This window comes from Sorangium sp. So ce590 (assembly GCF_051521365.1).
Taxonomy (GTDB): Bacteria; Myxococcota_A; Polyangia; order Polyangiales; family Polyangiaceae; genus Sorangium.
This window is the reverse complement of the sequence record NZ_CP150346.1, coordinates 9,937,275-9,952,019: the sequence shown is the minus strand read 5'-3', so window position 1 is coordinate 9,952,019 and position 14,745 is coordinate 9,937,275. Positions and strand designations below refer to the sequence as shown.

The following is a 14,745-nucleotide window of genomic DNA, read 5'->3' as shown; positions in this document are numbered from 1 at the left end:
CTTCTCCCCGGCGCTCACTTCACCGTCTTCAGGTAAGTGATGAGCGCATCCACTTCTCTGTCCTTGAGGAGCCCCTTGAACGATGGCATCACCGGCGGGTAGCCGCGCACGACCTGGCCGGCCGGGTTGAAGACGCTCTCGCGGAAATAGTTCTCGTCCGCGATGACCTTGGAGCCGTCCGCGAGCTCCTCCTCGCGGCCGAACAGTCCCTTGAGCGATGGGCCCTGGAGACGCGTGCCGTCGAGCGAGTGGCAGGTCGCGCAGCTCCGCTTGACGAAGAGCGCCTTGCCGAGCTCCTCGGGCGGGAGGTCGCTGTTGTTGTTGCCCTCGAGCCACTTCTCGAACTCCGACGGCTCCAGCACCTTGACCGTCGCCATCATGTCGGAGTGGCCGGAGCCGCAGTACTCGGTGCACAGGATCACCGTCTCGCGCGTCTCCGTCGCCTCGAACCACACCGACGTGTACGAGCCCGGGACCATGTCCTGCTTCACGCGGAACTCCGGGATGTAGAGGCTGTGGAGGATGTCCTTCGAGCTCAGGATCAACCGCACCGGGCGACCCCGCGGCACGGCGAGCTCGTTCACGGTCGTCGTCCCGTCGGGGTAGGTGAATGTCCACAGGTACATCTCGCCCGTGACGTTGATCTCGTAGGACTCGGACGGGGCGACGGAGGCGTGCACGTAGCCGCGCATGCCCACGAAGAAGAGGCCGATGAGGATGCCGAGCGGGATCAGCGTCCACACGACCTCGACGACCGTGCTGTGGTCGACGGGGCTCGTCTTGTCGTGCTCGCCGCGCCGCCGGTACCTGACGGCGAACATCACGACCGCCCCGAGGACCAGGAAGAAGAAGAAGACGGAGACCCAGTAGGCCGCGTCCCAGCCGGCGTCGATGTGCTCAGCGAGCGTCGAGCCCTGGCGGGGCAGCCAGAATGAGCCGAGTTCGATCGGGTTATTCATCACCATAGTTGTGGCTCCGCCACCTTGTGTCTTAGGAAGCCTCGTTTACGCGCGCTCTGCGGGTGCGTTCAGTCCGCCAGAAGCGTATGAGCCAGAGCCCGATCAGCACGACGGTGACGGCGCCTGACGCCTTCATCAGCCGCTTCGTCGCCAGGACGTACCCCCGGGCGTTGGGATCGTAATGGAAACAGAACAGCAGCACCCGATCCCAGGCGCTCCCGACCAGCCCGCTGCCCGCTTCGCGCAGCGCGAGGCCGAAGTTCTTCTGCGGGAAGGAGATGCCGTACAGGGTGCGCGATAGGCGTCCGTCCGGCGTGAAGACGAACGCGCCCGCAGCGTGCGCGTACTGCTTCGTCGTCTCGTCCCATCGGTAGCCGAAGCCCACGGTGTTGGCGAGCGTGCGCACCGAGGCCTCGTCCCCGACGAGGAACTCGAAGCCGTCGCCGAGGATCGGCCTGCCGTAAGCCTCGATATAGTTCGCCCGCTTCTTGCGCGCTGCATCGGGTGTATCGCGGGGATCGAAGCTCACGACGAGGGTGCGGTACTCCTTGCCCGCGCTCCAGTCGCTCTCCTTCATGGCCTGGAGCACGCCGTTGAGGACCAGCGAGCACAGCATCGGGCACTCGAAGTAACCGAGCACCAGGACGAGGGGCTTGTCGCCCGTCGCGTACCGGCCGAGCTCGACCTCTTGCCCCGACTGATCGCGGAGCCGGAGCTCGCGCGGAAGCATGGCTCCCGGCCGCTCTTCGATGTCGACGCCGACGAGCTCAGTTGGAATGGTTGTGTCCGCCGCCCGCGCGCTCCGCGCCGGGGTGACCGTGGCCACCACCAGCGCGAGCACAGCGAGCAAGGCGTACAGCGGGCGAGACATCACTGCACCGGAGTGGACGGCGCCGGGCTGGTGGCGGGCTTGGGCGCCGCGCCTCCAGATTGCGCGGGCTGGGCGGGCTTGACTGCGTCGGCAGGCTTTGCCGCGTCGGCGGGCTTTGCCGCGTCGGCGGGCTTGACCGCGTCCTTGTCGCCCGGCTTCGTTGCGTCCTTGGGCGGCTGGCCGCCCTCGGCGCTCGGGAGCGAGGCCTCGCCTGGCTTCGTGTTGCTCTCCTCGGGCTGCGCTGCCTGCTCGGGCGTGGTCGCAGCGGGAACGGCCGCGCTCCCCACGCGCTTCTCCTGGTAGTCCTTCAGGGTGAGCGCGACGGCCTGATCGATCGGGATGCGGACGACGCCGTCCTTCTCGTTCGCCCACTGGTAGTGGCCGAGGCGCTCCTGCTCCATGGCCCGCAGGCCGCGGAGCGCGCTGCTCGGCGGCTCGAGCACCTTGCTCGAGATCTCCCGCTCCATCGTCGACTTGAAGATCTCGTTCACGAAGAGCACGGTCGCCACGAGGGACGCCAGCGTGGCGATCACGATCACGAAGATGAGCGAGTTGTTCGGCCGATCCGCCTCGGCGTGCTCGGTCTCGGCGTGCTCGGTCGCGGTGTTGTCAGTCGCTTCGCTCATGGCCGGCTCCTTACGGGTTGTCGATCCGAGCCGCTTCGGCAAGGTGAGGGTCATTCAGAGGATACAGCGGGCTCTTGGCCGCTTGAAGCGAGAGCACCCAGGCTCCCACGCCCAGCGGGCCGAGCAAGCCGGCGAGGTCGATCCAGCTCAGGTGCGCGCCATGGTGATCCACGTTCGGCATGACCAGCCAGTAGAGGTCGACGTAGTGCATCACGAGGAGGAGCACCGACGCCGCCCCGAGGACCAGCGGGCTCCGCTTGGCGTGCCGCGACAGGAGGACGAGGAACGGCACGACGAAGTGCCCGAACAGCAGGACCAGGCTCACGACCTTCCACGAACCCTCCCAGCGGTGATGATAGAAGATCGTCTCTTCCGGGATGTTGGCGTACCAGATGAGCAGGAACTGCGAGAACGCGATGTAGGCCCAGAAGATCGTGAAGCCGAAGAGGAGCTTGCCAATGTCGTGCTGGCGCTCGACGTTGCTCACCTTGCGCAAGAGCCCCGCCTTGTGGAGCGCGATCGTGATCAACGCGAGCGCCGAGAGGGAGCTCGTGGCCGCGCCGGCGAACACGTAGACGCCGAAGATCGTCGAGTACCAGTGCGGGTCGATGCTCATCAGCCAGTCGAACGAGGCGAACGAGATCGTCAGGGCAAAGACGATGACGGCCGGCGCGCTGGAGGCCCGCAACCTCGCCGTGGGCCGGAAATCGGCGCTCTCGTCCTGCGCGCGGGAGGTCTTGATGAACCACAGCGACAGGCCCGCCCACGCCGCGAGGAACACCCCGGCGCGGATGTAGAAGAAGGTCGGGTTCAGGTACGGCGCCTTCTGCTGGAGCAGGTGGTCGTTCGCGGCCTGGGGGCCCATCCAGTGATGGTAGATGTCGTGGGCGAGCACCGCGACCGGGAGGAACAGCACGGCGCACGCGGGCAGGACGCCGCTCATCCACTCCATGTGACGGCGCGCGGCCGCCGACCAGCGCGCGCGCGTCAGGTGCTGGATGATCACGAAGAACAGGGCGCCGAGCCCGATCGTCACGACCCAGGTGAAGCCGGTGAGGTACGAGAACGCGAAACGCTTCGTGTCGACGACCGCCGCCAGCGCCGAGAGCGCCACGCCGGCGATGGCGAGCACCATGCTCCTCGAGACGAGCCGCTTCGCGACCGCCCGATCGAGGACCTTCGTGTCCTCGGCCAGAGCACTTCCGTGAGACTTCATGGAGTTCCGCTCTCCTTCGCGATGTTGCCCCGCTGGGCCTCCGGGACGTCGTCGATGCGCCCGTGCTGGCTGCGCTGCAGCACGCGCACCCAGGTGACGATCGCCCACCGGTCCCGGGCCGGGATCTGCTTCCGATAAGACGGCATGTTCCGGACGCCGTTCGAGATGACGTGGAAGATCTCGCCGTCGGGCAGGCCGCGCGCCCGCTCGGACGCGAGGTCGATGGGCGGCGGGTACCCGCGCTTCACCACCATGCCCTGCCCGCTGCCGGCCTGGTCATGGCAGGGCGCGCAGTAGATGTTGAACCGATCCTGGCCGCGCCGGACCACCGTCTCGTCGACGGTGACAGGCGCCATCGCCAGGAACGTCTCGCCGTCCTTGCCGGTGCGGTAGGCGTCGCTCTCGTCGAGCGCCCCCTGGTGCACGGTGCCCTGCACGAGGGGCCGCATCGACCGGCCGTCGGGGAACAGGCGGTTGCCCTCCTCGGGCTGGAACTTGGGCTGCCAGTCCATGTCCCCGAAGACGTGGATCGGCGGGTCGCTGCTCGCCTGTCCGCGACAGCCTGCCAGGACGACGAGGAGGGGAATACACCAGCGTTTCACGAGGAGACCTCCCTGATGCCCTGCGCGCCTACGCGCTGGAGGAGGCTGCGCGTCTCCGAGGCATCGAACTTCGGGTCGCTCACCTCGACGCTGATGAAGAAGGCGTCGTCGGTCGCGCGCGGAAATGAGGGGTGCGTCATGGTGGGGTGGAAGAAGGACGGCAGGCGCCCGAGCGCGAAGAGCCCGAAGAAGCACGTGAGCGCCGCGACGAGGACCGTGAGCTCGAAGAAGATCGGGATGAAGGCCTGGTACGAGAAGGCCGGCTTGCCGCTGATGATGAGCGGGTAGTCGTAGAACTGCGTGTACCAGGCGAGCAGGATGCCGCCGCTGAGCCCCGCCGCCCCGCCGCCGAGCACGAGCCACGGCAGCGGCGACGCCTTGAGCCCCATCGCCCTCTCCAGCCCGTGCACGGGGAACGGCGTGTGCGCATCGAAGCGGCTGTACCCGGCGTCCCGGAGCGCCTCGCACGCGTGATAGATCTCCTTCGGGGTCGTGAAGTAGCCCATCAGCGCGAACGGGGACGCCGCCGCGGCCGCCTCCTCCTCGGTCCGGTGCTCCAGCTTGCGCTCGATCGCGAGCACCGCTCTCCCGTGCGGCCCCTCCTCGTGAGGCTTCTCGTATTCCGCCTCGTCCGCGGGCACGAAGCCCTGCGGCTTGTCGTCGGGCGGGCTTTCGCGATCGGAGTCCTTGAGCCCTCCTGCCTCCTCGGTCGAGGCAGGCTCCCCGGAGCGCTTCCGGCTCGGAGGGTCGCTGTCACGCTGCATGATGAGCCTCGTCGTTGCTGTGCGAGCCGTGAGGATCGGCCGCCGCCGTGATCGCCTTCACCTCGCTGAGCGCGACCATCGGGAGGTAGCGGACGAACAGCAGGAAGAGGGTGAAGAAGAGGCCGAACGAACCGAAGAACGTCGATATGTCCCAGATGCTCGGGCGGAAGTAGGTCCAGCTGGACGGGAGGAAGTCGCGGTGGAGGCTCGTCACGATGATGACGAAGCGCTCGAACCACATCCCGATGTTGACCAGGATCGAGATCACGAACATCGCGGGGATGCTGGTGCGCACCTTCTTGAACCAGAAGAGCTGCGGGAAGATGACGTTGCAGCTCACCATGGTCCAGTAGGCCCACGAGTACGGGCCGAGGATGCGGTTCGCGAAGGCGAACCGCTCGTAGCCGTTGCCGCTGTACCACGCGATGAAGAGCTCCATCGCGTACGCGTAGCCGACCATGGTGCCGGTCGCGACGATCACCTTGTTCATGTTCTCGAGGTGCCGGATGGTGATGAGGCCCTCGAGGCCGAACGCCTTGCGCGCGAACACCATCAGCGTGACGACCATCGCGAACCCGCTGAAGATGGCGCCGGCGACGAAGTACGGCGGGAAGATGGTGGTGTGCCAGCCGGGGACGATCGAGACGGCGAAGTCGAACGACACGATCGTGTGCACGCTGAGCACGAGCGGCGTCGAGAGCCCGGCGAAGATCAGGTAGGCGCGCTCGTAATGGAGCCAGTGGCGGTGCGAGCCGCGCCACCCGAGGCAGAGGATCCCGAAGACGATCTGCTTCGTCCGGCTCGTGGCCCGGTCGCGGATCGTGGCGAGATCGGGGATGAGCCCGACGAACCAGAAGAGGGCCGAGACCGTCGCGTACGTCGAGACGGCGAAGACGTCCCAGAGCAGGGGGCTCTTGAAGTTCGGCCAGATGCTCATCTGGTTCGGGATCGGGAACAGCCAGTGGGCGAACCAGATCCGGCCCAGGTGGGCCACCGGGTAGATGGCGGCGCACGCGACGGCGAAGATCGTCATCGCCTCCGCCGCTCGGTTGATGCTCGTCCTCCACTTCTGTCGGAAGAGGAAGAGGATGGCGCTGATGAGCGTGCCGGCGTGGCCGATGCCGACCCAGAACACGAAGCCGGTGATGTCCCACGCCCAGTTGACCGTGGTGTTCAGCCCCCAGATGCCGATGCCCTTCCCGACGAGGTGGACGAGCGAGCCGCCGAGGACGAGCAGGAGGCTGATGGCGAGGCAGAACAGGATGAGCCACCCCGAGGGCGGCTTGGTGAGGACGATCCCCGAGATCTTGTCGGTGAGCGAACGGAAGTCGTCCTTCCCCTGCACGAGCGGCGCCTCGTCCAAGAGGGCGGCGCGGTCGGAGACCCGGGGGGGGTCGACCTGGAGAGGTGCTGTGGCGCTCATGCGTCGGCGAGCTCCGGGTTCTTGTTGCGGATCTTGGCGAGGTAGGTGACCCGCGGCTTGGTGTTGATCTCGTCCAGCATCCTGTAACCGCGCGGGCTCGCGGACGTCACGGACACCTGGCTCGTCTGGTCGTTGAGGTCGCCGAAGGCGATGGCCTGCGTCGGGCAAGCGCCCTGGCACGCGGTCACGACCTCGCCGTCCTTGACGTGCTCCCGTCCCTCTTTCTTGGCCTCGATCTTGGCGGTGTTGATCCGCTGAACGCAGAAGGTGCACTTCTCCATGACGCCCCGCGATCGGACGGTGACGTTGGGGTTGAACTGCATCTTCCGCGACTCCGAGTCCGGCTGGCCGTATTCGAAGAAGTTGAAGCGACGCACCTTGTACGGGCAGTTGTTGGCGCAGTACTTCGTGCCGACGCAGCGGTTGTACGCCATGTCGTTCAGCCCCTCGGGGCTGTGGGCCGTGGCGGCGACCGGGCACACCTGCTCGCACGGCGCGTTCTCGCAGTGCTGGCAGGGGAGCGGCTGCTGGATGCTCTCGGGCTCGTTCGGGTCGGTGCCCTGGAAGTAGCGATCCACCCGCAGCCAGTGCATCTCGCGCGTCTCGCGCACGCCCTCGATGCCCACGACCGGGATGTTGTTCTCGGCCTGGCAGGCGACAACGCACGCGTTGCACCCGATGCAGGCGTTGAGGTCGATGCTCATGCCCCAGGCGTGTCCCTGCCGGCGGTTCGGCTCCTTGAACAGGCTGAGGAGCGGCGGCACGTGGACCTGCTTCTGGGCGAACGTCGGGTCCTTCTCGAGCTCGGCGAGCGTCCCCTCGCGCGCGAGCGGGCGGCCCTCCATGACGAAGTGCTCCTGGGTGCGCGCGAGCTCCGCCACCGCGCCGGTCTTCTCCAGCGAGAAGCCGCCGGCGAGCTCGAAGGCGTCGCTCTTGCGGAGCGGGGTCGTGTCGACGCCGACGCCGCGCCCGACCCGGAGCTCTGCGCGCCGGCCCTGGCCGACGCCGATGGCGACCGAGTCGTCGGCCTGCCCCGGCGCGACGACGACGGGGATCCGGACCGAGGCGCCGGCGCCCGACAGCGTCACGACGTCGCCGTCCTTGAGGCCGAGCCGCGCCGCCGTCGACGGCGAGAGGTTCGCGCCGCTGCCCCAGGTGAGCTTGGTCATCGGGTGGGGCAGCTCCTGGAGCCACCCGTTGTTCGCGAACCGCCCGTCCCACGCGTGCATGTCGGGCCGGAAGGTCACCTCCAGGCCCTCGGCCGCGGCAGGCGCGAACGCCCGCAGCGCGTCGATCGCGGCCCGCGTCGTGGCGGTCACCTGCTCGTCGGCGAGCTGGCTCCCGGCGAAGAGGCCGTCGTGCAGCGCGCGGCGGAGGTCCTGCTCGGTCCGCTTCGCGCCCTCGGCGTTCAGCCAGGTCGCCCTCACCAGGTCGTAGGCGGTCCGCGAGCCGCCGAGCAGCAGCTCGATGACCTCGGCGTCGGTCCTGCCGCCGAAGAGCGGCGCGATGAGCGGCTGCCCGATGCTGGCCGTCCCGTCCTCCGCCCGGACGTCGCTCCACGACTCCAGCGGGTGGGCGCGGTTCAGGTGCCAGCGGGAGCGCTCGCTCGTCTCGTCGACGTGCGTCGAGACGTGCACGCTCACGGGCACCTTGGCGAGCGCGTCGGCGAAGCGCGCGTCGGCGGGCGCGTCGAAGGCCGGGTTGCCGCCCAGGATGATCAGCGTCTCGACCTCGTTGCGCTCGATGGCGCCCGCGAGCTCGACGAGCGCCTCGGGGCCCTCGCGCGACTCGTCGAAGGGCGCGACGAGCCGGACGGCCCTGCCGGTGTTGTCGAGGGCGAGGTTGATGAGGTGCGCGACGGCGTGGACCTCCTTCGGCAGCGAGCGCCCCACCACGAGCGCGCCCAGCCCGCGGTTCGCCGCGAGATCGGCGGCGATGGCGGCGACGTGCCGGGTCGCCTTGGCGTCGAGCCCGCCCGACTTGTCCTCGAGCGTCTTGAGCAGATCCGCGTCGAGCGCGACCCCGCGCTTGCCGAGCTCGGTCGCGAGCGCGAAGGTGAAGGCGGGGATCTTGCGGCTCTGGATCCGGAGCCGGTGATCCGCCGCCGCGCCGGTGATCGTGAAGGTGCTCTCGACGGCGTAGAGGCGGTTCATCGCCTTCGGGTCCTTGTCGACCGCGCGGCCCGCCGCGAACGCGCGCGCCTGCTTGATCGGGCTGCCGTCGGTGCCGAACAGGTCGGCGTCGAGCGCGACGATGACGCGCGCCTTCGTCAGGTCGAGCGTCGTCTCGAGCGGCTTGCCGAACGCGAGCCGGGCGCCCTCGCGCGCGGCGTCGCGGGAGAACGGCTCGTACCGGACGATGCGCGCCTCCGGCAGCGTCTTGCGGAGATCGGCGAGGCGCGCGGCCAGCGTCGGCGACCTGTGCGCCTCGGTCAGGATCGTGAGCCCCTTGCCGCTGCGGCCGCGGAGCTTGTCGCCCTCGGCGCGCAGGAACGCGGCCGCGTCGTCCCAGGACTTGGCGGCCGCGCCCTCGCGCGGCGACTTGCTGCGGTCGGGATCGTAGAGGTCGAGGACCGCGGCCTGGGTGTAGAGGGTGGTCGCGCCGAGGCTCTCGGGGTGCTTCGGGTTGCCCTCGATCTTTGTGGGGCGCCCCTCGTGGCTCTCGACGAGGACGCCGAAGGCCGTGCCCATCATCGGCAGCGCGGTCGCGAAGAACAGCGGCTGGCCGGGGATGACCTCCTCCGGGGCGCGCGAGTACGGCAGGATCTGCTCGACGGGCCGGCGGCAGCCCACGAGGCCGCCGAGGGCGAGCGACGCGCCCATGAGGCTGAGGAACGTGCGCCGCCCGACGCCCTCCGGCGGCTCGAACGCGGCCGGAGGGAACTCGCGCCCGAGCGCGTCGACGAAGTCGGGCGAGCCGGCGAGCTCGCTCAAGCTGCGCCAGTAGGTCTTCCCAGAGATGTCCTGGGCGAGGGGGAGAGGAGTTCGTTTCATCGGTGGCACCCCGAGCAGTGGAGCGGCGCCTGCACCTGCCGCCCGGAGGTCGTGACCGCTGGCACACGATCGTTGTAAGGTTCCCCGGTCGCGGGGACCCCGGCGCCCGCCATGACGGCCGTCGATGGCGCCATATCCATCTTGGTGACGTCGGCGGGATTGCGGAGGTGGGGACCCGGATTGCGGTGGCAGTCCAGGCACCATCCCATCGAGAGCGGCTCGACCTGTCGGACCGTGTGCATCTGGTCGACGCGGCCGTGACAGCTCACGCAGCCGACCCCTGCAGCCAGATGGGCTGAGTGGTCGAAATAGGCATAGTCGGGCAGGTTGTGGACGCGCACCCAGGGGATGGGTTGATCGTTCGCCCAGCTCTCCTGCACGAGCAGAAGCATTTCGCTGTCCCTCCGCACCTTGGCGTGACAATTCATGCACGTCTCGGTGGGTGGAACGGCGGCGAAGCCGGATACCTCCACTGTGTTGTGGCAGTAGCGGCAGTCCATACCGAGGTCGCCGGCGTGCAGCTTGTGCGAGTAGTCAACCGGTTGATCCGGCTGATACCCGACCTCGAGATGTTTGTTGGTACCGTAGTACCAGAATCCGCCGATCACAGCGGTGCCGAGGGGCAGGACTCCGAAGAGCAGCCCGAGCGGCACCACTTTGTTGGCCCATCGTGGGAACAGGAACCGAGCCATAGGGTTGTGTGGGGCGTCGGAGGGACGCGCGGGCGCAGTTATGGCTTGCTGGCGGGGTGCGACAAGACGGCAAAGTGCCGCGTGACCGCGGCAGATTGCCGCGGTGGATAACTGAAGCCCCGTGGCGCGGCAAATCGACGCTGGGCGCGGCAACTTGCCGCGGCTGCCGGCGTTCGTCCTTACGATGCGCGGGTGAACCCGGCCCGGCGCTGGATCGAAAAAAATCGGCCGAATCGTCGACCTCGGCCGAGCGCCTGGCGAGGCGCGTGCCGCGGGAGAGGGCGGGGGGCCCGTCGCGGGAGCGATCCATGCTGCCGCCGGGCCCGCTCTCCCGGGGGTGAGCTCAGAACACCGGGGTGAACGCGCGTGGCGCCTTTTTCTTCCTGAGGCAGCGGGTCGCCCTGCTCATGTAGCAGACGGTGAGGGCTCGCCGCGGCTGGCCGCTCCGGTTCACGGCGGAGCAGTGCCAGAGGTAGTTGTGGATCAGCAGCGCCTCGCCCGCGCGCGTCGGCAGCGCGATCTTGCGGGTGTCGGCGTTGGCCGCGCGCACGAGCGCGCCCGGAACGACGCCGCCGAGCGGCGTCGCGAGCCCGCCCAGGTGGCTGCCTTCCAGCACCTCCACGCAGCCGCCGCCGGCGGGGGCATCGTCGAGCGCCGTCCAGATCTGCAGCTCGGGGTCGCGATCCAGCCCCCAGTAGCTGCCGCCGTCCTGGTGCCACGGCAGCGCCGTCCCACCGGACGCGGCCTTGTTGAAGAGCACGGCCCGGTAGATGGAGATCTCCCCCTGGATGAGCGAGCGCGCGACCCTCTCGAAGAGCGGGTTCTCGATCCAGGCGAGGAACAGCGGGTCCTTCTCGAGCTTCTCGAGCTTCCGGTACGACGTGCTCGGCCCCTGGTAGCCCTTGCCGTAAGGCAGGTCCTCGTAGCGGCCCGACGCGGCGTCGTGCTGGAAGAAGAGCCCGGGGTACGTCACGCGCCCGAGCATCAGGTCGTCCGAGCGCGCGCGGAGCGCCGCGAGCCCCGCGTCGGTCATCACGCGACCGAGCCTGGCGGTCCCGCGGGCGGTGTAGTCGGCGAGGGGGCCCGCGAGGTCGAGCGCCCTGGCCTCGGGAAGCAGGAAGTCGTTCATCGCGCGGCCGTTCATCGCGCCGTCGTTCATCGCGCCGTCGTTCATCGCGCCGTCGTTCATCGCGCGTAGCTCGCGTCGGTGCCCAGGTGGTCGCGGTAGAGCGCGTCCATGCGCCGCGCCGCCTCCGGCGAGAGCGGGCGCTGGAGCGCGTCGGCGGCCGCGTCGAGGTGCTCTGCCCGCGCCGGGCCGACCAGGATGGAGTCGACAACCTCCCGCCCCGCGAGCCAGGCATACGACAGCGAGAGCAGGCTCATCCCCTCGGCCGCCGCCACGGCCGCGTAGCCGGCCGCGAGCTCGAACATGCGCGCGCTCCAGTACCGGCGCTGGTAGAGGCGGTTGCCCTCGAAGCGCGACCCCACCTGCGCCGCCTCCGGCCCCGCGTGCCGCCCCGTCAGGAGCCCGCCGGCGAGCGGGTTGTACGCCGCGGTGGCCACCGAGTACCGCCGCGCGAACGCGGCATACTCGAGGTCGAGCTGGCGGATCAGCGCGTTGTAGAGCACCTGCGAGACGGCGGGGCGGGCCTTCCCCTCGGCGTCGCGGCGCGCGATGATCTCCAGGATCTGCCACGAGGCGTGATTGCTGACCCCGTAGCGCAGGATCTTCCCCTGATCGAGCAGGGCGTCGATCGCCGCGAGCGTCTCCTCGACGGGCGTCTCGGGATCCGGCGCGTGGAGATAGCAGACGTCGACGCGGTCGGTGCCGAGGCGCCCGAGGCTCTCCTCGACGGCGCGGATCACCTGCTCGCGCCCGAGGCCCTCGGCCTTGCCCCGGACCCGGCGCAGGCCGACCTTCGTGGCGATCTGCGCCTCGGCCCGGCGGCCGCGCAGCGCCCGGCCGAGGAGCCGCTCGGACGCGCCGTCCTGGTAGAGGTTGGCCGTGTCGAACGCGGTGATCCCTCGCTCCAGCGCGCGGTCGACGATGCGCTCGGCCTCCTCGGGCGGCGTGCGGCCGCCGAAGTTCATCGTGCCGACGACGACGCCGGGCGGCGCGCCCGGGCGCCGCTTCTCCGTCATTCCAGCCTTCACATCGGACGTCACGCCACGCTCCTCACGCCCGCGCGACGAGGAGCGCGAGCACGTACACGATGAGCCACACGAGCCACAGCGTGCTCATCCGGCGCCACCCCTGCCGGAAGCCGTACATCGGCGCGAGCGGCGGCACCACGAGCGCCACGAGCCCGCGCCATCGGGGCTCGCTCCGGAGCATGAGCCGCGCGGCCAGCGCGACGTGGGTGGTCACCCAGGTGGCGAACGCCAGGATGAGCGTCGCGGTCGCCGCGATATCCTTCACGGGGCGCAGCGTAGCGTCGCCGGCGCGCCCCGCCCCTGGAAATCAGCGACCCCGGGCGGCGCGGCGACCTTCCCGCGCTCGGCGAGCCCCGGCTCTGTCGCGCTGCCAAATCCGGGCTAAGCTTGGGCCCGTGCCTCTGCGCGACACACCGTGTTTTCGTCCGAATTCCTTCTTCGCCGCGCGCGCCGTCCCGCTCGCGACCCGCTGCGCGACAGCGCTCGCGGGCGCCGCCCGCGCCCTCGTCGATCGCGAGGGGCGCCTCATCCCCCTGAGCCTGCTCGCCGGCGCGGCGTGCAGCCTCGCTGTCGGCCTCGGCGCGGCTCACGCGATCTCCACACCGCCCGATACGCTGCCGATCGCCGAGGTCAAGCCGGGCATGAAGGGATACGGCCTCACCGTCTTCTCCGGCACCACGCCCGAGAAGTTCGATGTCGAGGTCATCTCGACGCTCCGCAATTTCCGCCCGAACCAGGACCTCATCCTCATCAAGACCCAGCACCCGCGCCTCGAGATCGCCCGCACGGTGGCGGGGATGAGCGGCAGCCCGATCTACCTGAACGGCAAGATGATCGGCGCCTACGCGTACGGCTGGCTCTTCGGCGCCGAGGCGATCGCCGGCGTCACCCCGATCAAGTCGATGCTCGACGAGCTCGCGCGGCCGCTCCCGCGGGGGATCGCCCCGAAGGTCGGCGGCCCGCTGCCCGCGCCGGTGAGCGGCATCGGCGGCGCGCCGCCGCGCGCCGCCGCGCCGGCCCGGCTGCGCGGCGGCCGCGGCTTCGTGGGGCCGGTCGACGCCTACGATCTCGCCGGCCACGCCAGCCAGCTCGCCGCGCGCGTCGCGCCGGCGCTCGCCCCGCCCCAGTCGACGGGCCTCGCGCGCGCCTCGACGCCGGTGATGCTCGGCGGGCTCGGGGGCACGTCGCTGCGCATCGCGAGCGACCTGCTCGGCCCCATGGGGCTCGAGCCGATGCAGGCCGGCGGCGGCTCGTCGGCGAACCCGGAGCCGGGGGCGCCGACCCGGTACGTCGACGGGGGCGCGATCGGCGTCGAGCTCGTGCGCGGCGACATCTCCGCCATGGGCATCGGCACGGTCACGCGCGTGTCGGGCGACAAGCTCGTCGCGTTCGGCCACCCGATGATGAACGGCGGCGTCGCCAGCCTCCCCACCGCGATCGCCCGGGTCCACTGGATCCTCGCCAGCCAGAACCGCAGCTTCAAGATCGGCGAGGCCGTGCGGTCGGTCGGCTCGATGGTCAACGATCGGCAGGCCGCGATCGTCGTCGACAGCGCGGCCAGGGCGCCGGTCTTCCCGATGCGCGTCCAGATCGACGGCGTGGAGGGCGCCCCGCACCCGACGTGGAACGTCGAGGTCGCGCACGATCAGTTCCTCGCGCCCTCCTTCGTCTCGATGGCGCTCGGCAACGCCGTCGAGGCGACCACGGCCGAGCGGCGGGACATGACCTGGCGGGCGGTGAGCCAGCTGAGGATCGGGCGCTACGGCACGATCTCGCTCGTCGACTTCGGCGCCGGCAACGGCACCCCGCTCAGCGCCGACGACTTCGTCCGCAGCCGGCTCGTCCGATCGATGGGGGCCCTCCTCAACAACCCGTGGGAGGACGTCTCGATCGAGCGCGTCGACTCCCGCGTGAAGGTCACCTTCGACCGCGAGGTCGTCCTGCTGCGCGGCGCGAAGGTGCTCGAGCCCGAGGTCGACGCGGGCGCGCCCGCGCGCATCCGCCTGGATCTCCAGCCCCACCAGGGCCCCATGGAGTCGCGCGTCATCGAGGTGCCGATCCCGCGCGAGCTCGCCGGCAGCCAGGTGGCCATCGATCTCGCGCCTGGCTACGAGGTCGAGCGCCCGATGGCGACGCCGAACAACGTCGCGGAGCTCGTTGCGATGCTGCCGAACCAGAACCACGACGCGGAGAGCGTCGTCGCGACGTTCAAGCTCCGGGAGAACGGCGCGGCGTACCGCGGCAAGGTCGCCTCGCGGCTCCCTCCGGGCGCGATGGACACGCTGCGCCCGAGCTCCGACTCCGACGCGCCCGAGACCTTCGGCGCGCAGGTGCAGGTGCCGATCTCCCTCAAGCGCTTCCTGGTCGGGAAAGACACCGTGAGCGTCACGGTCCGGCCTATCCTTCGCTGAGCCGCGCCGGCTCTCCCCGCCGCCGCCTCCTCCT

At 69.9% G+C, this 14,745-nt stretch carries 13 protein-coding genes; 1 reads left to right on the top strand and 12 read right to left on the bottom strand.

The features are described from left to right. Positions 1 to 14: 14 nt before the first annotated feature. From coxB to WMF28_RS37670, 12 genes are all read right to left on the bottom strand, one after another. Positions 15 to 959 carry a cytochrome c oxidase subunit II gene (gene coxB, locus WMF28_RS37725; protein ID WP_437598417.1) on the bottom strand — a complete coding sequence of 315 codons (945 nt, stop codon included), beginning with the start codon at positions 957 to 959 and terminating at the stop codon, positions 15 to 17. A 31-nt stretch (positions 960 to 990) separates the two neighbouring features. Continuing rightward, a complete protein-coding gene (locus WMF28_RS37720) occupies positions 991 to 1,830 on the bottom strand; it encodes an SCO family protein (protein WP_437598416.1) in 840 nt (279 codons plus the stop codon). Continuing rightward, on the bottom strand, positions 1,830 to 2,456 hold the full coding sequence (locus WMF28_RS37715; protein WP_437598415.1) for a hypothetical protein: 627 nt from the start codon (positions 2,454 to 2,456) through the stop codon (positions 1,830 to 1,832). Before WMF28_RS37715 ends, WMF28_RS37720 begins: the two co-directional genes overlap by 1 nt. Before the next feature lie 10 nt (positions 2,457 to 2,466). After that, a complete protein-coding gene (locus WMF28_RS37710) occupies positions 2,467 to 3,672 on the bottom strand; it encodes a hypothetical protein (RefSeq protein WP_437598414.1) in 1,206 nt (401 codons plus the stop codon). Further along, positions 3,669 to 4,274, bottom strand: coding sequence for a c-type cytochrome (locus WMF28_RS37705; protein WP_437598412.1), 606 nt, complete (start codon positions 4,272 to 4,274; stop codon positions 3,669 to 3,671). The genes WMF28_RS37710 and WMF28_RS37705 overlap by 4 nt, the downstream gene beginning before the upstream one ends. Next, entirely contained in the window at positions 4,271 to 5,038 is a 768-nt protein-coding gene (locus tag WMF28_RS37700; RefSeq protein ID WP_437598410.1) for a DUF3341 domain-containing protein, read from the bottom strand. The genes WMF28_RS37705 and WMF28_RS37700 overlap by 4 nt, the downstream gene beginning before the upstream one ends. Next, the gene (nrfD, locus tag WMF28_RS37695; protein WP_437598407.1) at positions 5,028 to 6,461 is read right to left on the bottom strand and encodes an NrfD/PsrC family molybdoenzyme membrane anchor subunit; all 1,434 of its coding nucleotides are present in this window, start codon (positions 6,459 to 6,461) and stop codon (positions 5,028 to 5,030) included. The genes WMF28_RS37700 and nrfD overlap by 11 nt, the downstream gene beginning before the upstream one ends. Continuing rightward, the gene (locus tag WMF28_RS37690) at positions 6,458 to 9,454 is read right to left on the bottom strand and encodes a TAT-variant-translocated molybdopterin oxidoreductase (protein ID WP_437598406.1); all 2,997 of its coding nucleotides are present in this window, start codon (positions 9,452 to 9,454) and stop codon (positions 6,458 to 6,460) included. The genes nrfD and WMF28_RS37690 overlap by 4 nt, the downstream gene beginning before the upstream one ends. Next, the gene (locus tag WMF28_RS37685) at positions 9,451 to 10,146 is read right to left on the bottom strand and encodes a cytochrome c3 family protein (protein ID WP_437598404.1); all 696 of its coding nucleotides are present in this window, start codon (positions 10,144 to 10,146) and stop codon (positions 9,451 to 9,453) included. Before WMF28_RS37685 ends, WMF28_RS37690 begins: the two co-directional genes overlap by 4 nt. Positions 10,147 to 10,489: 343 nt before the next feature. Further along, positions 10,490 to 11,275, bottom strand: coding sequence for a phytanoyl-CoA dioxygenase family protein (locus tag WMF28_RS37680; RefSeq protein ID WP_437604351.1), 786 nt, complete (start codon positions 11,273 to 11,275; stop codon positions 10,490 to 10,492). Between the two features lie 56 nt (positions 11,276 to 11,331). Then, positions 11,332 to 12,312 (bottom strand): aldo/keto reductase, encoded by a 981-nt coding sequence (locus WMF28_RS37675; protein WP_437598403.1) that lies wholly within the window; start codon positions 12,310 to 12,312, stop codon positions 11,332 to 11,334. A gap of 10 nt (positions 12,313 to 12,322) precedes the next feature. Beyond that, on the bottom strand, positions 12,323 to 12,565 hold the full coding sequence (locus tag WMF28_RS37670) for a hypothetical protein (protein WP_437575997.1): 243 nt from the start codon (positions 12,563 to 12,565) through the stop codon (positions 12,323 to 12,325). 130 nt (positions 12,566 to 12,695) lie between these two features. Between WMF28_RS37670 and WMF28_RS37665 the strand changes: the two genes are divergently transcribed. Further along, positions 12,696 to 14,711, top strand: coding sequence for a SpoIVB peptidase S55 domain-containing protein (locus tag WMF28_RS37665; RefSeq protein WP_437598402.1), 2,016 nt, complete (start codon positions 12,696 to 12,698; stop codon positions 14,709 to 14,711). Positions 14,712 to 14,745 lie beyond the last annotated feature (34 nt).